This is a genomic window from Nitrospirota bacterium (assembly GCA_030645475.1).
In the GTDB taxonomy this organism is placed as follows: Bacteria; Nitrospirota; Nitrospiria; order Nitrospirales; family Nitrospiraceae; genus Palsa-1315.
This window is the reverse complement of sequence record JAUSMA010000014.1, coordinates 36,174-56,091: the sequence shown is the minus strand read 5'-3', so window position 1 is coordinate 56,091 and position 19,918 is coordinate 36,174. Positions and strand designations below refer to the sequence as shown.

Below are 19,918 nucleotides of genomic sequence, written 5' to 3'. Positions count from 1 at the left end.
ATGTTGAAGGTAGACAACGTAAGTTGTGTTCGCGGGGAACGCCGCCTTATTACCGCGCTGAGCTTCGCGATACCGCGAGGCAGGCTCCTCGCGGTGACGGGCGCAAACGGGAGCGGAAAAACCAGCCTCTTGCGTATGGTGTGCGGTCTGCTGCCGGTGGAGCAGGGACGCATTCTGTGGGACGGGGAAGACGTCCGTGCCTGCAGGGAACGGTACCTGGCTAGCCTGGTCTATATTGGGCATTTGAATAGCTTGAAAGATGACCTGACGCCGGTCGAGAATGTCACGATCTCGGCTCGTCTGGCCGGTGAAGAAATCTCGGAAGGGAAAACTTGTGAGGCCTTGGAGGCGGTCGGCCTTGCGCGGACCATTCACCGGTTGCCGGCGAGGGTGCTGTCGCAAGGACAGAAGCGCCGGGTCTCACTGGCACGCTTGTGGGTCTCACAGCGGTTACTCTGGATTTTGGACGAACCGTTCGCAGCACTGGATGCGGCGGCGACCGGTCTGCTGATGCAACAGCTGCGAGCGCATCTCAGTAACGGCGGGATCGTCATCGCGGCGACTCACCAAGAGATCGATGTCGGCGCCGATCGCCTTGATCAGCTGAGGCTCGTTGGATGAATCAGCTTGGCATGTTCGCAGCTCTGCGTGAAATCATTCGACGGGATCTCCTGCTGGCGATGAGACGCCGTTCGGATGTTCTGACGACGGTGCTGTTTTTTATCCTGGTCGGGAGCCTCTTCCCCTTGGGCGTCGGACCGGAACCAGCGGTGCTGCGGACGATCGCACCGGGTGTCTTGTGGGTCGCTGCGCTGCTTTCGTGTTTGCTGTCGCTGGGTCGCCTGTTTACGACTGACTATGTCGACGGAGTATTGGAACAGATGCTGCTGATCCCGCAACCATTATCCGTGTTGGTCATCGGGAAGGTGACGGCGCATTGGCTGATCTCCGGGTTGCCGGTGGTGCTCCTCTCGCCGCTTCTTGGCCTGCAGTTCGGTCTGACCGGGGAGGCGTTGGGCATCCTGACCCTCTCGCTCTTGCTGGGCACGCCGGCGTTGAGTTTTATCGGGGCGATCGGTGCCGCGTTGACCCTGGGGGTGCGTGGCAGTAGTGTGCTGATTGCGCTCCTCGTGTTGCCGTTGTTTATTCCAGTTTTGATTTTCGGCGCCGGCGCCGTGTCGAGCAGTGCCTCGGGAATCGGCGCCGGCGCGCATCTCTCGCTCCTGGGCGCGGGTCTGTTACTGGCCCTCGCATTGGCGCCCTGGGCCACGGCCACATCGTTACGGATCGCGCTGGAGTAATCATGACTATGATAGGTCTCACTCGTATCAATTGGTTCAAGTATTCGTCGCCGCAGGTCTTCTATCCCTTGGCCGGACGCCTGATGCCCTGGTGTGCTGCCGCAGCGATTCTGTTGATCGGGGCGGGGCTCTATCTTGGGTTTTTCGTGGCGCCGACCGATTTTCAGCAAGGACAGTCCTATCGCATTATTTTCGTCCATGTCCCGGCTGCCTGGATGTCGATGTTCCTCTATGTGGTCATGGCCGTCTGGGCCGGGATTGGATTAGGCCTCAATGCGCGTCCCTCGTTTATGATGGCCCAAGCGATTGCTCCGACCGGGGCGCTGTTCACCTTTCTCGCGCTGGTGACCGGCGCCATGTGGGGCAAGCCGACCTGGGGAGCCTGGTGGGTCTGGGATGCCCGGCTGACATCCGAACTGATTCTCTTGTTTCTGTACGGCGGGGTGATGTTGCTCCGCACGTCTATCGATGACTCCCGACGCGCCGATCGTGCCAGCGCCGTCTTCGCGCTGGTCGGAGTCGTCAACGTGCCCATTATTTACTTTTCTGTGCGTTGGTGGAATACGCTCCACCAGGGTGCTTCGGTGAGCATGACGGCTGCGCCAAAAATGGCGGCGACGATGCTCACGGCGATGTTGGTCATGACGCTGGGGTTCTGGATGTACAGTCTCGCCGTCACGCTGGCGCGCATGCGTTGCGTGATTCTTGAACGTGAGCAGCAAGCCTCATGGGAAACGCAGGCTACTCATCAAGACGCGCTGGAGGTTCCCTGATGCAGTGGGGGAGTGTGTCAGAGTTTGTGGCCATGGGCGGGTACGGGCTCTATGTCTGGACGTCGTTTGGCGTCACGGCGTTCGGTATGCTGTGGGAAGTGTTCGCCTTGCGACGGCGACATGCGGCGGCGCGTGAGGGTGCCCGTCAATCATTTCAGGACCTGTGAATGGAACGACGATGAAACCCAGACAGAAACGTTTTGTGCTCATCGGGCTTGGTCTCGTGGCGTTGGCCGTAGCGGCGGTGTTGGTGCTGAATGCGTTCCAAAGTAACCTCGTGTTCTTTTTTACGCCGACGCAAGTCGCCAATGGCGAGGTGCCTCAGGGCCGCAGCTTCCGCATCGGCGGGATGGTCGAACAAGGAAGTCTGACGCGTGAGGGCGACGGCCTCACCGTTCATTTCATCGTGACCGACATGGCGAAGCGCGTTCCCGTGATGTTCAAAGGGATTCTTCCCGACCTCTTCAAGGAGGGGAAGGGCGCAGTGGCGCAGGGGCAACTCGGGGCCGATGGGACGTTCATCGCCAGCGAGGTGCTGGCCAAGCACGATGAGAACTATATGCCGCCGGAAGTCGCTGAGGCGCTGGCCAAAGCTAAGGCGAAAGGCGCACAGAGCAGCAGCACATTGGTCGTACAACCGCAGTAGGACACCACCTGTATGATTCCAGAAATCGGTCATTTTGCGTTGATTCTTGCGCTCTGCGTCGCGGTCGTGCAGGGGAGCCTTCCTATTTATGGGGCCGCAGTCGGGAACGCGGCCTTGATGTCCGTTGCGAAGCCGGCGGCGCGCGGGCAATTCATCCTAGTCCTGTTGGCCTTCTGTTGCCTGGGATACGCGTTCGCCGTCAAAGACTTCTCGGTCCTGTACGTCGCGTCCACGTCGAATTCCCATCTCCCCCTGCATTATCGTCTCGCGGCCATCTGGGGCGCGCATGAGGGGTCGTTGCTCCTCTGGACGTTCATCCTCACCATCTGGATGGTCGCCGTGACGTTCTTCTCCTCACATCTACCGGAGGCGATGCGTGCCCGTATTCTCGGCGTCATGGGGTTGGTCAGCCTGGGATTTCTCTTGTTCATGTTGACCGTGTCGAATCCATTCGAACGGTTGATTCCGGCCGCGGCCGATGGGCGCGATCTCAATCCCTTGCTGCAGGATCCCGGCATGGTCATGCATCCGCCGATGCTCTATATGGGGTACGTGGGATTTTCCGTGGCGTTCGCCTTTGCGATTGCAGCCCTGTTGGGAGGCAATCTGGACGCAGCCTGGGCCCGCTGGTCGCGCCCTTGGACGACCGCCGCCTGGTGTTTTCTCACCGTGGGTATCGCGTTAGGCAGCGGCTGGGCCTATTACGAACTCGGCTGGGGCGGCTGGTGGTTCTGGGACCCGGTGGAAAACGCTTCCTTCATGCCTTGGCTGGCAGGGACCGCGCTGATCCACTCGCTGGCCGTGACGGATAAACGGGGCGGTTTCAAAGTCTGGACGGTGCTGCTCGCGATTCTCGCCTTCTCATTGAGTTTGGTCGGAACATTTTTGGTCCGATCCGGTGTCTTGACCTCGGTCCATGCTTTCGCGACCGATCCAAAACGCGGCTTGTTTATTCTGGTCTTCCTCGCGATCGTCATCGGCGGGTCGTTGGTCCTCTATGCCTGGCGTGCCCCGCGTGTGGGGTTGGGGGGCGGCTTCGACATGGTCTCGCGCGAAGCGATGTTGCTGGGAAACAATGTATTGCTGGTCGCGGCCTTGGGATCGGTCTTCCTGGGTACGCTCTATCCGTTGTTTCTCGACGCGATGGGTCTCGGGAAGATTTCAGTCGGCCCGCCCTATTTCGATACGGTGTTTGTCCCCCTCATGACCCCGGCCATTTTTCTCATGGGAATCGGCCCATTGGCGCAGTGGAAGAAAGCGAGCTTGCCGGACTTGGCGCTACGCCTGCGTTGGGCCTTCGGCGCGAGCGTCGTCACCGCGCTGCTGCTCCCGTTCGTGCTGGGCAAGTGGACGCCGCTTCTCAGCCTGGGGCTGTTGTTGGCGTCTTGGATTGTGACGACGGCAGCGGTGAATGTGTGGGAGCGAGTGAGCCGCCTCGTCGGCATCAGTGTCATGAGTGCTCTGGCCACGCTTCCGCGGGCCTATTGGGGCATGGTGGTTGCCCATTGCGGCATCGCTGTGTTTATCGTGGGCGTCACCATGGTCAAAGGGTTCGAGGTCGAACAAGATCTACGCATGAATGTCGGCGAGACCTCCACCATCGGAGGATATACCTTCCGGTTCGATGGCGTGCAAAACGTTAAGGGGCCGAACTATACGGCGGCACGCGGGATGTTTCACGTGAGCCAGGGGGGGCATGACGTCACCGACATGTTTCCTGAAAAGCGGCATTATCCGGTTCAGAATCAGGCGATGACCGAAGCCGCGATTGATACAGGATTGCTGCGCGACCTCTATGTGTCGCTCGGGGAACCGCTCCCTGGGGGAGCCTGGAGCGTGCGGTTGTACCACAAGCCCTTCATCGACTGGATCTGGGGCGGTTGTTTGATTATGGCGTTGGGCGGGGTCCTCGCGATGACCGATCGCCGCTATCGTTTAGCCGGGCGGCGTGAAGAATCGCTCGTGTCAGACCTGCCGCACCCGGTGGGGCCAGAGGTCTCATGAAACGGTTCCTCCTCCCTCTTGCGATCTTTGTGGTGGTCGTCGGGTTTCTGGGTATTGGGCTCACCTTGAACCCTCGCGAAGTGCCATCGCCGTTAGTGGGTAAATCGGCGCCGGAGTTTGCCCTGCCGCAATTACACGAACCTCAGCAGATGTTGTCGCTGCAGGATCTGCGCGGCAAAGTCTGGCTGCTGAATTTCTGGGCTTCGTGGTGCGGTGGCTGCAAGGAAGAGCATCCTGTGCTGATGCAGCTCGCGAAAACCGGCGAAGTCCCGATCTACGGCATGGACTACAAGGACCGGCGGGACGAGGGGATCGCCTGGCTGCAGCGATGGGGGAATCCCTATTCGGTCATCGCGGTCGATGAATCGGGGCGTGTGGGCATCAACTACGGAGTCTATGGCGTTCCTGAAACGTACGTGATCGATAAAGCGGGGGTGATCCGCTACAAACAGATCGGTCCGCTGGATGAGAGTATTCTGGACAAGAAAATCATGCCCCTGGTGCGGGAGTTACAACAACAATGAGACGCTGGTTACTTGTGTTGCTCTTGATTCCCTGCCTCGTGTCGGCAGAGGAAGCGAAACCGCTGGCTGAGAACCCGCAGGCAGAGGCGCGTCTGAAGACCCTTGCTCTGGAGTTGCGCTGTCTCGTCTGTCAGAACCAGACGCTGGCAGACTCGACCGCGCCATTGGCCGAAGATTTGCGCCGTGAAGTCCGCGAAATGATCGCGAAAAATATGAGCGACCAAGAGATCCTCGACTTCCTGGTCCAACGGTATGGCGACTTCGTGTTATACCGGCCTCCGCTCAAGGCCACGACGACTTTTCTCTGGCTGGGCCCGTTTCTCTTGCTCGTGGTGGGAGGGGTTATGTTAGCCGTTTCGTTGCGGCGCCGAGCGAAGACAGTGCCAGATCCCGCGCTCTCCGATGAGGACCATCGAGCAGTCGCGCAACTGCTCTCGGAAGGAACCAAACGCTCATGACACTCATGTTCTGGCTCATCGCATCGGCTATGACCATCTCTGTGATCGCGCTCCTTCTATGGCCGTTGCTCAGGCGAACCACTGCGGTCGCGATGGGCGAACGCGATAACAGATTGGCGGTCTACCGGCAGCAGTTTGCCGAACTCGAACAGGATCAGAAGAATGGGGTGTTGACAGAGGAGCTCTACCAGCAGGCGCGGTCTGAGCTCGAGCGTCGGCTGCTCGATGAAACCGGGAGCGCCGATACGGCGCCGGCAGCGGCAGGATGGCAGGTCAATAGCCGTCTGGTCGCGGTCGTCGTCGCCATCGTCGTTCCTCTGGCGAGTGTGGTTCTGTACTGGACGATCGGGAATCCGCTGGCGATTTCGCATCCATCCGCATCGGCGTTTTCGGCGCAGGGCAACTCGGATTCCGACCGCATGAGTGCCGAAGGGATCGAGTCCCTGTTGGAACGTCTCAAGAAAAAACTCGAGCAAAATCCCAACGACGGAGTGGGATGGGCGCTGCTCGCCCGCTCCTATGTGAGCATGGGGCGGTATGGCGAGGCCGTGACGATTTACGAGAAAGCCGTCAGCCTGATTCCGGATGATGCCCAGTTACTGGCCGACTATGCCGACGCGTTGGGCGTCGTCCAGGGCCGGACATTGGAAGGAAAGCCGGAGTTGCTGATTCAGCAAGCGCTGACGCGCGATCCACAGAATGTGAAAGCGCTGATGATGGTCGGCACCGTGGCATTCGATCGAAAGCAGTATGCGGATGCGGCGAGGTATTGGGTCCAGGCGCGCGCGAATTTGCCGCCCGATGCGGAGCCGGAGGTGCTTCAAGAGTTAGCCTCTGCCATCGATGAAGCGAAGGGCCTCGCGGGGGAGAAGGGCCTCGCGGGGGAGAAGGGGATGGCGGCAACCGTGAAGGTCACGCCTGCGGGACCGGCCACTCCCGCCAAGCAGACGGGGCAGGAGCTTGCGATCGCCGGAACGGTCACCCTCGCACCGCATTTGGCCGGTAAAGGATCGCCCACCGATACCCTGTTTGTGTTTGCGAAGGCTGTGGAGGGGCCGCCCATGCCGGTCTCGATCGTCCGCGTGATGAAAAAAGATTTGCCCTTCACCTTCCGGCTCGACGATTCAACGAGTCCCATGCCGGCCAGGAAGTTGTCCGATGCAGGGACCGTCGTGATCGTCGCGCGTCTCTCGAAGTCCGGCGAGGCCATGGCGAAGAGCGGGGATTTGCAGGGCATGAGTCAGCCGGTCAAGCCCGGGGTGAATGGGATCAATGTCGTGATCGATCGTGAAATCCCATAGCGCGGGGAAGCTCCCATGTCGCACTCGTATCTCACCACACTGTTCTACCTCCTGCCACTGATTCTTGTCCTGCTGCTCTACTACCGGCGGCACAGCAAAAAGGAAACTCAATTCGGTGCTCGCCTGGCTGAGACGATCAAGTCTGGAGTTGCGGAGCCTCTGACGCTCCATCCCGTCATCGATGTCAATAAGTGTATCGGGTCGAGCGCCTGTGTGAAAGCCTGTCCGGAGCATGCGCTTGGAATCGTGAGAGGGAAAGCCCTGCTCGTTCAGCCCGATCACTGTATCGGCCACGGAGCCTGCGAAGCGGCCTGTCCGGTCGAGGCGATTCAGTTGGTGTTCGGGACGGAGAAGCGCGGCATCGATATCCCGCAAGTCAAGCCGACCTTTGAAACGAACGTCTCCGGAATCTACATCGCCGGCGAGTTAGGTGGGATGGGATTGATTCGCAAAGGGGTGGACCAGGGGGCCCGGGCTATCGCGTCCATCCTGAAGCACAAGGGGAGTGCGAATGAATTGGATGTGGTGATCGTCGGGGCGGGACCGGCCGGGATCTCAGGCTCACTGGCGGCGAAAGAAGCCGGGTTACGATTTGTGACGATTGAACAGGAGGATGGCCTGGGCGGTTCAGTTTATCATTTCCCGCGGCGGAAGCTCGCGATGACGGCTCCCATGAAGTTGCCGATCATCGGCATGTTCAATAGGCGGGAGATCAGTAAAGAAGAGCTGCTCGAGTTCTGGAACGGCATCATTCGGAAAACAGGACTTACGATCAACTTCAAGGAGCGGATGGAGGCAATCACGAAAGCCGGTGGCGGGTTTATGGTCAAGACTTCGAAGCAGAGCTATCGGACGAAGAACGTGCTCCTAGCTATTGGCCGACGCGGCACGCCGCGTAAACTCGGTGTGCCGGGGGAAGAACAATCCAAGGTAGTGTACAGCCTGATCGATGCGGAACAGTATCGCGGACAGCATGTGCTGGTAGTGGGAGGCGGCGATAGCGCCGCCGAAGCGGCGTTGGCGATTGCGGAAGAGCGGGGTACGACGGTGTCGGTATCCAGTAGGGGAGACGATATTCTCACGCGGCCCAAGGAAAAGAACCGGATGCGGCTAAAAGAATTCGCGGCACAAGGGAAGCTGAAGATATTCCTGAATGCGAGTGTGAAACAGATTGAGCAAGATACGGTGACGCTTGAGCAGGAGGGGAAGAGTTATTCAGTGAAGAACGACGCCGTGATCGTCTGTGCCGGCGGTACTCTGCCCACTCCTATGCTCAAAGAAATCGGCGTGATGGTCGATACCTACTACGGCACGGCTGTGGCGAAGTAGCATTGCTCAAGGAGGTCCCCATGTGGAGTCGGATCATTATCGCCAGTACGATTCTGTTATCGATGAACGCCTGTGGAGGGTCACGGTCACTACCTGCGACACAAGACACGTCACCTCTCGTTGCCAAGCAAGGCACCGCATTGGCGGCTCCCATTCAGCAATTGCACAAGCAGGCTGAAAAGGGAGATGCGGAAGCCCAGTTCAATCTAGGCCTCTTGTACGACCGCGGCCAGGGTGTGCCAAAAGATAAGAGCGAAGCGCTCCGTTGGTATCGACTGGCGGCCATGCAAGGGGATGCCTTCGCTCAGAATGCGCTCGGTGACAATTACTGGGAGGGCACGGGTGTGCCGAAGGACGATAGAGAAGCCGTCCGATGGTGGCGTCTTGCTGCAGATAAAGGTTTTGTCCCTGCGCAACATAGCCTGGGGAAGCTACTGGCTGGAGGCGGCCAGGGGGTAGCATCGGACAAATCTCAAGCGTACATGTGGCTTGCGCTGTCTGCCGGCCAGGGTGACGAGGAGGCTGCTCGACAGAGCGAGATCCTCTCCAAACAATTGACGCCCGTCGAGGTGGCGAATGTAAGGAAACTCATCAAACAATGGAAGCCCTCCAGAGCCAGCGTGACGGTCAACAAGATCCCGTAGCAATAAGGACAGTTTCGAGCCATCTCCGTTGCACCCGAACTCAAGCAAGGGTAATGATTTAACCTGCCGGCGACGGATTCCTCTGGCCGAGGCCATATTCAAATAGGTCTGTGTCCTCCGCGACATGGCAACGATCCGGCATGAACAGGATCGAAGCGTTACCTGGCTCTAGCGAGAAGGGGAAGTTTGGGTGAGGAGGGGAGATGCTGCCCACGGCTAATCGCCACGGGAAACCGATGACCACGTCACAGTATTTGCTTGATAGGTCCCGCGGAGGACGATTTTTTCACCGCTTGAGAGACCGGTAAAGAAGCCACTTCTTCCGATCACTCCAGAGCGCCCAAGAAATCGATTCTCTGGAATCGACGATGTGTCAATGGAAGATCCGAAGAGGACGAGAAATGGATCTGCGGCGGACATGACCAATCCCTTTATCTGAACGGTTGATGCTGGCGCACTCCGCTCCACTTCCGTTGCCAAGATCATATCCCCACCACGAAGTTGACCGTGGATTTTGAGATGATCGCCAGCCTGAAGGTCGGTGAGGCTATGTGGATTCCCCTGACCCTGGAGGGCTGTCTGCGAATCAAATTGGATAGCAAGCGCGGGTAAGCCTGTTAACGTCAATGTACTGTCGGTCGCATTGATCGCGGCCACATTCGCCTGCAGTTCCGTTTCTCCTTCAAATTCGACGTTCGTGGCATTCACAATGCCGCCGACCAGCGAACCATACACCTCCAGATGGGCCCCAACTAGGATGTCGTTGATGGTTCCTCCTTCGAAGGTCGTGCCGGCGCTCGTTTGTACAGGTACGTTGCCGAGGTAGAAGTGGCCAGGTGCACTGATCTGGGATACGAATCCTTCAATCTCTGTGCTCTCACTATTCTCAGCGCGTAATGTTTCCGGCTTCACCTTGGTCGCGGTCAGTCGGATGCCGTACGGTCCCGATCCCCCAGATTTCACCTGGCTTCCCTGAACGTCGACCAACCGCCCGTCCCAGGATGTCCCGGCAGGATTTGGCATTTGGCTGATGTCCGCTCCCGTGTAGTTCACCTCCAAGCTGCCGAGGGTAAAAGACTGACGACCGTCATCATGCTGAGAGATGAATCCTTTAACCTGATAGTTGGTCGCTTCTCCCGAGTTCTTGCGGTCGATGAGGGTGGCGACTACCGTGCCAGGGCCGGATACGAAACCGCTCACTTCCACCAGGTCGTTTTGCTTCAAACTGCTGATGGCTGGGACGCTGGGGTCGATAATAGTCGATTGATTAATCAGTACGGTTTGTCCTAACACGATCAGGCTGAGCCCGTCCGGAGCCACGAATTGGACTGGGCCCTCGATGGTGTCCTCGTACAGGATCGTCCTGGCTGTCCGTTGGACGACTTGGTTCGTCTTGTAATCCTCGGTGATCGTGCCATTGACGAGGATGATCATCCCCTTCTTGAGCTGCCGCTCACTGGCATTCGGAATGCCATCGACCGTGAAGCTGGTGCCGTTCGTGGCGAACTCGTTTCCGGATACGAAGACGCTGCCGAATCCTGTGACGGGTCCCGTTGAGACCGTGGCCACGGACCCAGTTCCACCGATCCCGCCGCCGGCCTGAGGACTTGGGCCACAGGACGCGAACGACCCGAAGGTGACACTCAGGAGAAGAACTCTGTAGATCGATCCGAAGCATCTCACGATGCACTTCCCGGTTTGGAATCCACGTCTTCTTCGAATTGATAGATCCCCAGTCCCACGCGGACCCGCCCCGTGCCTTTTGAAGACGGATTCACATCGCGGTCTCGATGGGCCAGCCAGCGGTCCAGTGTTTCCAGGAATTCCTGTCCTTGTGCCGCCGCAAGAATTTGAAATTCTTTCGCCGCCTCTTGCGGGACGTTGTCGTACATCACTTTTCTCTGGAATCGAGGCTTGCTTGGAGTCTCGTATAGGTTGTGATCGATCGTTGCAATAAGATCTGCAGTATCAGTGCCAAGAATGGCGAGCTTCTCAGCATCGCCTTTTTGCGGGATATAGCCTCGAGCACGAAGGCAAATTCGCCCATCCTTGAGTTCTTGGATGGCTCCGACATGTACCAGTTCGTCGAAGATCGCGCGGACAGGCATGTCCCCACTGTAGCGTTTGACCAACGCACTAAACGATCCACGCTTGCCATCCAGTTCAAGCGGGGCGGGGTGGCCCTTTCCGTCACCGAAGGCCGGATCTTTCAGCCATCCGCCAATGACTCTCGCGGCTCGGTTGTATTGCTCTTCCGGCGCAGTGTCGCGGGCTTCGGGGCTGCTCAGTAGCTGTTGGACCTCTTTGCGAGTCAGTCCGGTCAGAATGGCGATTCGGGAGATGGAGGCCTGTTTCCCTTTGACGCCACATTCGTCCCGGGCGACCTCAACGTAGGTCTGCTTGGCGAGGTCGAAGAAGGTTTTTGCCGCGAAGCCGTTCCGGAGAAAGAGCCGGACGAGCGGACGGAGAAAGGTGAGCGTGGCAGCCGAGAGGGCTTTCGTGTGGCCTGGTTTCACAGACTTGGGAATTTAGTCCCACACCGAGGAGAAGTCAAGTGGCGCAAGCGCTGACGGTCGGCGGTCTGTACGGCGGAAGCGAGAGGGTGAAGACCGATCCCTTGCCGAGGGTGTTGGCTGCGCGCACGGTTCCGCCATGAGCTTCTGCGATTTCTTTCACAATCGCGAGCCCGAGGCCCGTTCCGCCGGACTCCCTGTCGCGTGCGTGATCGCCCCGGTAGAATCGTTCAAACAGATGGGGTAGATGTTCCGGCGCGATGCCGGGGCCTGTATCCTCTACTTCCATTACCACTTGTCCGTTGTCCGGTTTAAGCCGTAGCGTGACCGCTCCCTCAGGCGGCGTATGGGCCAACGCGTTATCGAGCAGATTGATCAGCAGTTGTGTCAGTCGTCCGTGATCTCCCAATACCAGCGGCACCGGGTGAGTCTCCAGCGTCAGTCGAACCTTGCGATCTTCGGCCAGCACGGTGAGTTCCTTCACCAGTTCCTGAACCAAGGGCTCCAACGCCAGAGGAATGAGTTTTACGGGCGGGCGATCCCCGGAGAATTGGGCCAGTGTCAGGAGTGAGCGTGTCAAGGTGCTGAGCCGCTCAACCTGCCCCAAGCTGGTCACCAACGCCTCCCGATATTCGTCGGCGCTCCGGCTCTTAATCAACGCGACTTCAATCGTGCCCTTGATCACGGTCAAGGGAGTCTGCATCTCATGCGAGGCATCGGCCACGAATTGGCGTTGTCCTTCAAAGACTGTATGCAGCCGGTCCAGCATCGCGTTGAAGACGCGGGCCAATCGTGCAAACTCTTCGTACGGCGCATCCAGCGTCACGCGGGTCTTCAGCGAGGGGACGGAGATTTGCTCCGCCGTGGCGGTGAGCACGTCGACCGGCGTCAGCGCCTGACGGGCGAGCCAGCGACTCCCCAGCCAGGCCGCTCCGATCATGGCCGCGGCCAGGCCTCCAAGCAGGAGTCGCAACAGGCGGAGGGCGTCCTGCACAATACGGAGCGATGACTCCGTCTGAAGAATGTACTCCACGGTTCCGCCGCGGGTGATGGGGAGCGAGATGCGCCGGATAGATTCATGATTCGGTGTGGTGATCGTGTCGTAGGCCGTGCGTCCCTGTTGGAGATCGGCCAAGACAGCGGCTTCCAGTGAGGGGCGCACAATCACCGCCGCTCCTTTCCATATGATCGTTCCGTTTGGATCCAGAACCACGGTCGAGCGGGCAGCCTCACGTAACTCCTGCTGTTCGTCATCTTCCAATGTGGTGAGGGTGCCGGTTTTGATTTCGACTCTGGAGGCTTCGTGCTGGGCGAGAGCGAACAGTTCCCCGTCGATGTGGCGATAGAGGAGGTTCGAGAGCCCGATGTGGATGAAGACGGCAAAGGCAGTCAGAAGAACGAGCATGAGAACCAAGGCCGACCGGCGGATGTGAGTGCGGAACGCGACCATGCCTTACGCCTCCGGTGTTTTCAGCACATACCCGACACCGCGGACGGTATGGATGAGAGGGACCGAATGTTCCCGATCGACCTTGGCCCGCAGCGCCCGAATGTGCACATCCACAATATTCGTCATGCCGTCATAGTGGATATCCCACACATGCTCGATGATCGCAGTCCTTGTCAGCACGCGATCGGGGTTGCGAAGCAGATATTCCAGCAATGCGTATTCTTTGTTCGTCAGCGTGATCTCCTTGCCCGCCCGCCAGACTCGATGGGCGAGGGGATCGACTTCGAGGTCTGCGACCATGAGGCGCGGCGCCTGGTCATGGCCCTTTCGCCTGATCAATGCCCGCACCCGGGCGAGCAGTTCGGCAAACGCGAAGGGTTTCGTGAGATAGTCGTCGGCACCCATGTCGAGACCGGTCACCCGGTCGTCAACCGTTCCTCTGGCTGTCAGGAGCAGGATCGGCGTGCTGTTGCCGGCGGCACGGAGGCGGCGGCAGACCGTGAACCCATCCAGTTTCGGAAGCATCACGTCGAGGATGACGAGGTCATAGGGCGTGATGCTCGCCATGAGGAGTCCCTCCTCACCGTCCTGTGCGAGATCCACCGCATAGCGTTCTTCTCGGAGCCCCTTTTGGGTGAACCCCGCAAGGTTTGGGTCGTCTTCAACAATCAAAATGCGCATCCTGATCCTTTTGTCTCGATTCTAGTCTTCCGGCTTCATCCGGGCAATCGACGTCGGCGAGGCTCTTATCCTGTCGCAGAGGTTTCACGCTGCGCGATCGGTAGTTGTGCGGTACAGACGCGTTTGTAGAGCGCGGGAATAATCAGCAGGGTGAGAATCGTGGAGGTGAGCAGGCCTCCGATCACGACGGTGGCGAGGGGCCGCTGGACCTCGGCTCCCATGCTGGTGGCTACCGCCATGGGGAGAAAACCAAGGCTGGCGACGAGCGCCGTCATCAGCACGGGCCTGAGTCGATCCATTGCGCCTTGCATCACAGCCTGATCCGTCGGGAGGCCTTCCTCTTCGAGTTGCCGGATGTGGCTGAGCAGCACCACCCCATTGAGCACGGCAATGCCAAACAGAGCAATGAATCCGATGACCGCGGAAATGCTGAGCGGCAAGCCGCGGAGCCAGAGCGCCACGATGCCACCGGAGAGCGCCAAGGGAACATTGAGGAAAATCAACAGTGCGGGACGCATAGCCCCGAAGATGACCGATAACACCCCCAGAATCAGGAGGAGGGTGATGGGCACGACTACAGCTAGTCGGCTGGTGGCTTCCTGAAGATGCTGAAACTGTCCGCCCCAGGTCAGTTCGTATCCTATTGGGAGTGACACCTCACGTGCCACCAGGCGCTGAGCCTCTGCCACGAAGCTTCCCAAGTCCCTTCCCCGGATGTTGTTCTCCACCACGATGCGCCGCTGCACATGCTCCCTGCTGATCTGAGCCGGTCCCGTGGCCACCCGGATCGCTGCGACGCGCGAGAGGGGGACGAGTTCACCATGAGCGGTTGGGATGAGCAGATTGCCCAACGCGGCGGGATCGGCCGAGGCACTGTCGGCCAAGCGGACGACGAGCTCAAACCGCCGCGATCCCTGGACCACGGTGCCGACGACATGTCCGACCCGCGTTGTTTGTACGAGGGTGAGCACCTCATCTGCCGTAAGCCCGTAGCGGGCGATCTGTTCTCGATCCACAATCACTCGCAGCAGTGGAAGGCCCGCGACCTGCTCGACTTTGACGTCTGCCGCGCCCCGCACGGTTTCTAATACACGCGCCACGGCCTCGGCCTGCCTGGTGAGGACCTCCAGATCGGGACCGAAAATCTTGACCGCCAGATCGGAGCGCGTGCCCGCGATCAACTCGTTGAAGCGCATCTCGATCGGCTGCGTAAAGCCGAGGCCGACGCCGGGAACGGCATCGAGAATGGCGGGCCGCATCTTGGCGATCAAGTCCTCGCGCGTGCCGGCCGTCGTCCATTCGCCCTGCGGCTTGAGAATGACGAACACATCGGACATCTCCACTCCCATCACGTCGGTCGCCACCTCGGGGCTCCCGGTTCTGGTGACCACCTGCACGACTTCCGGGAATCGGCGAAGCACCCGTTCAACGTCTAAGGCGTTTTTGACCGACTCGCTCAGCGACACGCTGGGCAATCGCCAGAGTTGAATTGCCATGTCCCCCTCGTCGAGTCGAGGCACAAACTCGATGCCAAGCCACGCGCTCAGTCCGAGACTCACGACAAACAGCCCGACCGCCGGCGTCACGACCCAGGCCGGTCGCGTCGTTGCCCATCTGAGACAGGGCTCGTAGGCCCGGCGCAGGATGCCGATCACAGGCGTGTCCTCATGTCCCGGCTTCGCCCTCACGAACCAATAGGCGAGCAGAGGGGTGACGGTGATCGCGAGCAGGAGCGAGCCGGCCAGGGCCAGGATGACGGTCAGCGCCATCGGACGGAACATTTTTCCTTCGATGCCGGTGAGTGCCAGGATGGGCACATAGACGAGAATGATGATGCCGACGGCGAGGGTCATGGGGCGAAGGACCTCGCGGCCGGCCGCTACGATCTCACCCAGCCGTTCTTCCTGGCTCATGGCGCCCTTCTTGGCCAATCGCCTGAGGATGTTATCGACCATCACGACCGAGCCATCCACGAGCAACCCGAAATCGATGGCGCCCAGGCTCATCAAATTTCCGGAGAGGCCTGCCTGCATCATCCCGCTGAACGCGATCAGCATCGACAGGGGAATGGCGGACGCCACGATCACACCGGCGCGGAGATCGCCGAGAAAGAGGAACAGGACGGCAATGACGAGCAGTCCACCTTCGAGCAGATTGTTGCGCACGGTGCGCATCACCTTCGAGACCAGCAACGTCCGGTCGTAGTAAGGTTCGATGGTCACACCAGGAGGGAGAGTCGCTTCGATCTCTTTCACTCTGGATTTGACCCGTTCAACCACTTGCTGGGCATTCTCGCCCGCCAACATCTGGACCATGCCGATGACGGTTTCGCCCTCTCCCATGGATGTTGCCGCGCCGATGCGGAGGGCCGATGCCTCCTTCACCTCGGCGAGATCGCCAATATAGATCGGCACTCCCCCGGGGCCGTGCGCCACCACAATCCTCGCAAGGTCCGTCACCTGTGTTGCCAAGGCTTCGCCACGAATGAGCAATTGTTCCCGTTGACGTTCGATGTAGCCCCCGCCGGCGATGGCGTTGTTACGTTCGAGCGCTTCGAATACCTGCCGAATCGAGAGTTTGAAGGACAGGAGCTTCGCGGGATCCACCACGACTTGGAACTGTTGCGGTTCACCTCCCCAAATATTCACTTCGACGACGCCCGGCACCGCCCGCAGCCGCATTCCGATGTCCCACTCAAGGAGAGTTCGGAGGGCCATGGGACTGTAGCCATGCCCTTTCAACGTGAATTGATAGACTTCGCCCAAACCGGTCGTCAGTGGGCCGACAATCGGACGGCCATAGTCGACGGGGATACGTTCCATCGCGCGGGTCAACCGCTCAGTGACTAACTGCCTCGCCCGGTAGATGTCCGTCTGATCCTCGAAGATCGCCGTGACCGCGGAGAGCCCATAGCGAGACACCGAGCGGAGTTCGCGGAGGGCCGGCAATCCGCTCAGCGAGGCCTCGATCGGAAAGGTGATGAACTGTTCCACTTCGACCGGGCCGAGCGCTGGGGAACGGGTGAGGATCTGGACCTGGACCGGCGTCAGATCCGGCATGGCGTCGATGGTGAGGTGGGTCAGAGACCAGAGGCCGAGAGCGATCACGAGCATGACCGCCACCAGAGTGAAGAAGCGGTAGCGCAGGGAGAGGATGAACAACCGCTCCATCTTATCCTCCCTCTCCGGACCCGATATGTTCTTTTAGGAGCACATTCTTCAAGTCGAAGACGCCGTCGATCACCACCTGCTCGCCCGCGGTCAGCCCTTTTCGCACCTCGATCCAGCCCCCGCCTTCACGTCCTGTTTCGATCGGAACGAAGGCATAGCCAGTCTCCCGCTGAACAAAGACGCCATGCACGTTGTTCACCATCGTCATGGCCGACAGGGGAACAGCCAAGGTCGCCGGACTCGCGACGGTCAGTTGAACATCGACATATTCTCGTGGCCTCAGGTTGTGTTGCTGGTTCGCCGCCTCGAACCGAACTTGAATGGTGCGCGTGGTCTCGTCTGCTACCGGCGCAAGATAGGTGAGTGGAGCTGTGACGGGCTCACCGCCCTTGGGCAGGATCGTTCCCACATCGCCTTCTTTGAACTTTCGAGCCTGTTCGATCGGCAGATTGGCAAAGACCCAGACTCGGCTCGTGTCGACGACCTCGAACAGTTCATTGCCAGGAGAGACGCCCTGCCCCCGCACCACATTTTGCGCGACCACGGTCCCGTCGATCGGCGATGTGAGGGTATAGAGATGCCCCTCCTGGTGACTCCCATGCTCCAGTGCACGTAATTCTTTTACTGTCATGCCCATCGTCATCAGCTTTTCGCGAACATGCTGATGACGGGCTTGGGCCTCCAGGTAATGGCCTCGTTCTTCGACCAGTCGACGCTCCGTCACGATTTCATCGGCCCGCAGCTTCTCCGTCCGCCGGAACCCGCTCTCGGCCACATCCACCTGGGACTTCGTCACGAGATATTCCTGGACCAATTCATCCAAGCGCAGACTCTCAATGGCGACCAACGGCTGACCGCGTCTGACGCGATCGCCCAACTGGACATGGATGTGCTCGACTTGTCCCTCGATCCGGGAGGAAATTTTGGCGACTTGCTTCAAGTCGAGCGCGACTTCACCGGGAGCCGTCACCACTTCTGGAACTACATGTGCGGCGGCCGTCTCGGTGCGTAATCGATCCCGCACGGTTGCCGGGGCTTGAATGGTGCCGGTGCGAGGAGCGACTGACTGCGGGCTCGCTTTCAGCGGTTGAGTCGGCTGTTCGCTCCCGCGATCGCCGCAGGCGGCGAGAAGCAGGAACAGCGCGAGCACACACAATCCGGTCTGTGAGGTCCATCTGATGCTCATGGTCTGGCTCTTTCTGGATCGTTAGATCCCACCGACGGCACGTTCAAGCCGAGCGAAGGCGATGGAGAGGTCCGCGCGAGCCTGGACGTACTCGAGTAACGTTTGCCGGTATACGCGTTGGGAATCGAGCAGGTCCAGGAGGCTGGCAACTCCCTGCTTGAAACTGATACGTGCAACCCGCAGCGTCTGCTCCGCTTGCTTCAGCAATCCCGTCTCGAATACCTGGAGTTGTTCGGTCGCGGTGCGGACATCCTGCACATGTTGTGTGATGGCTTGGGAGATTTCATTTTTGGCCCGTAGCCGCTCGGCTTCAGCGCGATGTCTGGCCCCGAGTGCCGTTTCGATCTCTCCTTGACGCCGGTACCAGAGTGGAAGGGGAACACTGAGCCCTGCGGTGACCGACTCATCACCGGCCTCACGATGATAGTTGCCTTGCACCGTGACGTTTGGAATCCTGGACTCCTTTTCGAGCGTGGTGCTGAACTCCGCCTGTTCGACGAGTTTGGTGAGCCGTCGGAGGGTCGGATGCTGTTCCATCGCGCGTGCAGAGAGCATCTCGAGATCAAGCCCCTGTTGGAGAGGCTCAAAGTCGCCTTGGATCGAGAACTGTTTGCCCAAGGTACCGGCCGTCACCATATCAAGCTTGGCTCTCACGACCACCAAGGCATTCTGGGATCGTGCGACTTCTTTCGTGGCTTTCTGGACCTCGACGGTGGCCTTCATCGTTTCAAAGACCGTGGCGTCGCCCGCAGCCACACGGGCCTTCACGGTTCGTAGGACCTCTTCCACCATCGTCAGGTTTTGGCTGGACAACTCGACATCTCGCTGCGCGAACAGCACATGATAGAAGGCGACCTTGGTCTCAGCGATCACGTTGAGGCGAGTCTCGTCCACCGCGGCGTTGGCCCCTGCCGCTCCTGCATCCGCTGCCTGCTGTCTTGCGCGGCGCTTTCCTTGCCACTCCAGAGGCTGTTCGACCGTCACCGTTCGCTCTGTCACCTTGACCCCCGTGCTCGGGTCACGAATGCTCCCTCGCCCGGCTACTCCTGAAATGGAAGGGTTGAGATAGGCCCCGGCGGTGACTTGTTGTCCCAGACTTTGCCGCACAACGCCCTGGGCTCCTGCCATCGCGGGGTTATGTTCGAGCGCGAGGGAGATGATCTCCGCCAGGGCATATTGTTGCGGGCTCTCGGCGTCCGCATTCGTAACGGTTCCGGTGATGGCGAGCGTGCCTGCGCAGGCCATCAGGACAGAGAACTGGTACCATCGATTCGACATCTGACACCTCCGTCTTTTCGCATGCGTGCTGCTTGGCTGAGACAGGCTTTGCCGGTCTTTCCGAGTCAGAGTCGTGGGCTAGCCGGAATTGGCTTGTCTCTGCCAGAGAGAGAACTTCCGCGCATGCTCCCAGCCTCAGGAGGCCGGGTTCTGTGAATCATGTTGGTGGAATCGATTTAGACGGAGATTGCAGGTGGCGCGCGGCCGGAGAGATCGTGTGCGAGGAGCAGCAAGATGGGCGCGGGGAACATAGCCCGGCGTGTGAGGAAGCCGGGGCGGGTCAGCAGGGTGAGATCCACTTCCGCGAGCAGGGCATGGGACAGAGGCTGCTTGACCGACTGGTGATCTGGAGAGGAGGAGAGAAACGCGAATCCGATTTCCGGATGGCTCAAGAGGCCTGCGGCTGCGCCGAGGAATGGAAGAATCGACGGCTGAATCACCGGCGCGTCATGCGCGTGAGCATGATGCCCGTATTCGCCATCCAGGTCTTGCGAGAAGACGGTGTGGAAGACTCCGCCGTGGTCATGTCCGGCTATCCCATGATGCTGATCCGCGTCGGGGTGGACATGGATCAACGGGATCGCGAGCATCCAGAGGATCAGCCAGAAGACAGGAATGATACGAAGCCGACGCACATTCAACCTCATCGCCTCAGTGGAA

Annotated in this window: 19 protein-coding genes; 11 read left to right on the top strand and 8 right to left on the bottom strand. The window is 59.6% G+C overall.

The features are described 5' to 3' along the window. The 11 genes from ccmA to Q7U76_02105 are packed head-to-tail and all read left to right on the top strand — an operon-like array spanning nucleotide 1 to nucleotide 8,980. Nucleotides 1–621 (top strand): cytochrome c biogenesis heme-transporting ATPase CcmA, encoded by a 621-nt coding sequence (ccmA, locus tag Q7U76_02155; protein ID MDO8355179.1) that lies wholly within the window; start codon nucleotides 1–3, stop codon nucleotides 619–621. Then, nucleotides 618–1,301 carry a heme exporter protein CcmB gene (gene ccmB, locus Q7U76_02150; GenBank protein MDO8355178.1) on the top strand — a complete coding sequence of 228 codons (684 nt, stop codon included), beginning with the start codon at nucleotides 618–620 and terminating at the stop codon, nucleotides 1,299–1,301. Before ccmA ends, ccmB begins: the two co-directional genes overlap by 4 nt. Nucleotides 1,302–1,303: 2 nt before the next feature. After that, nucleotides 1,304–2,074, top strand: a complete 771-nt coding sequence (locus Q7U76_02145) for a heme ABC transporter permease (protein ID MDO8355177.1) — start codon at nucleotides 1,304–1,306, stop codon at nucleotides 2,072–2,074. Further along, nucleotides 2,074–2,241 (top strand): heme exporter protein CcmD, encoded by a 168-nt coding sequence (ccmD, locus tag Q7U76_02140; GenBank protein MDO8355176.1) that lies wholly within the window; start codon nucleotides 2,074–2,076, stop codon nucleotides 2,239–2,241. Before Q7U76_02145 ends, ccmD begins: the two co-directional genes overlap by 1 nt. A gap of 11 nt (nucleotides 2,242–2,252) precedes the next feature. Further along, a complete protein-coding gene (ccmE, locus tag Q7U76_02135; protein ID MDO8355175.1) occupies nucleotides 2,253–2,720 on the top strand; it encodes a cytochrome c maturation protein CcmE in 468 nt (155 codons plus the stop codon). 12 nt (nucleotides 2,721–2,732) lie between these two features. After that, nucleotides 2,733–4,724 carry a heme lyase CcmF/NrfE family subunit gene (locus tag Q7U76_02130; protein ID MDO8355174.1) on the top strand — a complete coding sequence of 664 codons (1,992 nt, stop codon included), beginning with the start codon at nucleotides 2,733–2,735 and terminating at the stop codon, nucleotides 4,722–4,724. Next, nucleotides 4,721–5,248, top strand: a complete 528-nt coding sequence (locus tag Q7U76_02125) for a DsbE family thiol:disulfide interchange protein (GenBank protein ID MDO8355173.1) — start codon at nucleotides 4,721–4,723, stop codon at nucleotides 5,246–5,248. The genes Q7U76_02130 and Q7U76_02125 overlap by 4 nt, the downstream gene beginning before the upstream one ends. Continuing rightward, a complete protein-coding gene (locus tag Q7U76_02120; protein ID MDO8355172.1) occupies nucleotides 5,245–5,706 on the top strand; it encodes a cytochrome c-type biogenesis protein CcmH in 462 nt (153 codons plus the stop codon). The genes Q7U76_02125 and Q7U76_02120 overlap by 4 nt, the downstream gene beginning before the upstream one ends. Next, a complete protein-coding gene (gene ccmI / locus Q7U76_02115) occupies nucleotides 5,703–7,007 on the top strand; it encodes a c-type cytochrome biogenesis protein CcmI (GenBank protein ID MDO8355171.1) in 1,305 nt (434 codons plus the stop codon). The genes Q7U76_02120 and ccmI overlap by 4 nt, the downstream gene beginning before the upstream one ends. A gap of 15 nt (nucleotides 7,008–7,022) precedes the next feature. Beyond that, a complete protein-coding gene (locus Q7U76_02110) occupies nucleotides 7,023–8,336 on the top strand; it encodes an NAD(P)-binding domain-containing protein (protein ID MDO8355170.1) in 1,314 nt (437 codons plus the stop codon). A 20-nt stretch (nucleotides 8,337–8,356) separates the two neighbouring features. Next, nucleotides 8,357–8,980: a tetratricopeptide repeat protein gene (locus tag Q7U76_02105; protein MDO8355169.1), complete on the top strand. Its 624-nt coding sequence runs from the start codon at nucleotides 8,357–8,359 to the stop codon at nucleotides 8,978–8,980. A gap of 216 nt (nucleotides 8,981–9,196) precedes the next feature. Here the strand turns inward: Q7U76_02105 and Q7U76_02100 are convergent, their stop codons facing one another. From Q7U76_02100 to Q7U76_02065, 8 genes are all read right to left on the bottom strand, one after another. Continuing rightward, a complete protein-coding gene (locus Q7U76_02100) occupies nucleotides 9,197–10,549 on the bottom strand; it encodes a DUF5666 domain-containing protein (GenBank protein ID MDO8355168.1) in 1,353 nt (450 codons plus the stop codon). A 110-nt stretch (nucleotides 10,550–10,659) separates the two neighbouring features. Further along, nucleotides 10,660–11,496 carry a DUF6502 family protein gene (locus Q7U76_02095; protein ID MDO8355167.1) on the bottom strand — a complete coding sequence of 279 codons (837 nt, stop codon included), beginning with the start codon at nucleotides 11,494–11,496 and terminating at the stop codon, nucleotides 10,660–10,662. Between the two features lie 34 nt (nucleotides 11,497–11,530). Then, nucleotides 11,531–12,943 (bottom strand): ATP-binding protein, encoded by a 1,413-nt coding sequence (locus tag Q7U76_02090; protein ID MDO8355166.1) that lies wholly within the window; start codon nucleotides 12,941–12,943, stop codon nucleotides 11,531–11,533. A gap of 3 nt (nucleotides 12,944–12,946) precedes the next feature. Continuing rightward, nucleotides 12,947–13,624 carry a response regulator transcription factor gene (locus Q7U76_02085; protein ID MDO8355165.1) on the bottom strand — a complete coding sequence of 226 codons (678 nt, stop codon included), beginning with the start codon at nucleotides 13,622–13,624 and terminating at the stop codon, nucleotides 12,947–12,949. A 65-nt stretch (nucleotides 13,625–13,689) separates the two neighbouring features. Then, entirely contained in the window at nucleotides 13,690–16,794 is a 3,105-nt protein-coding gene (locus Q7U76_02080) for a CusA/CzcA family heavy metal efflux RND transporter (protein MDO8355164.1), read from the bottom strand. 1 nt (nucleotide 16,795) lies between these two features. Continuing rightward, nucleotides 16,796–17,980, bottom strand: coding sequence for an efflux RND transporter periplasmic adaptor subunit (locus Q7U76_02075; protein ID MDO8355163.1), 1,185 nt, complete (start codon nucleotides 17,978–17,980; stop codon nucleotides 16,796–16,798). Between the two features lie 21 nt (nucleotides 17,981–18,001). After that, complete coding sequence (locus Q7U76_02070; protein MDO8355162.1) at nucleotides 18,002–19,258, bottom strand: TolC family protein; 1,257 nt, start codon at nucleotides 19,256–19,258, stop codon at nucleotides 18,002–18,004. 176 nt (nucleotides 19,259–19,434) lie between these two features. Further along, the gene (locus Q7U76_02065; GenBank protein ID MDO8355161.1) at nucleotides 19,435–19,893 is read right to left on the bottom strand and encodes a hypothetical protein; all 459 of its coding nucleotides are present in this window, start codon (nucleotides 19,891–19,893) and stop codon (nucleotides 19,435–19,437) included. Between the last annotated feature and the right edge of the window lie 25 nt (nucleotides 19,894–19,918).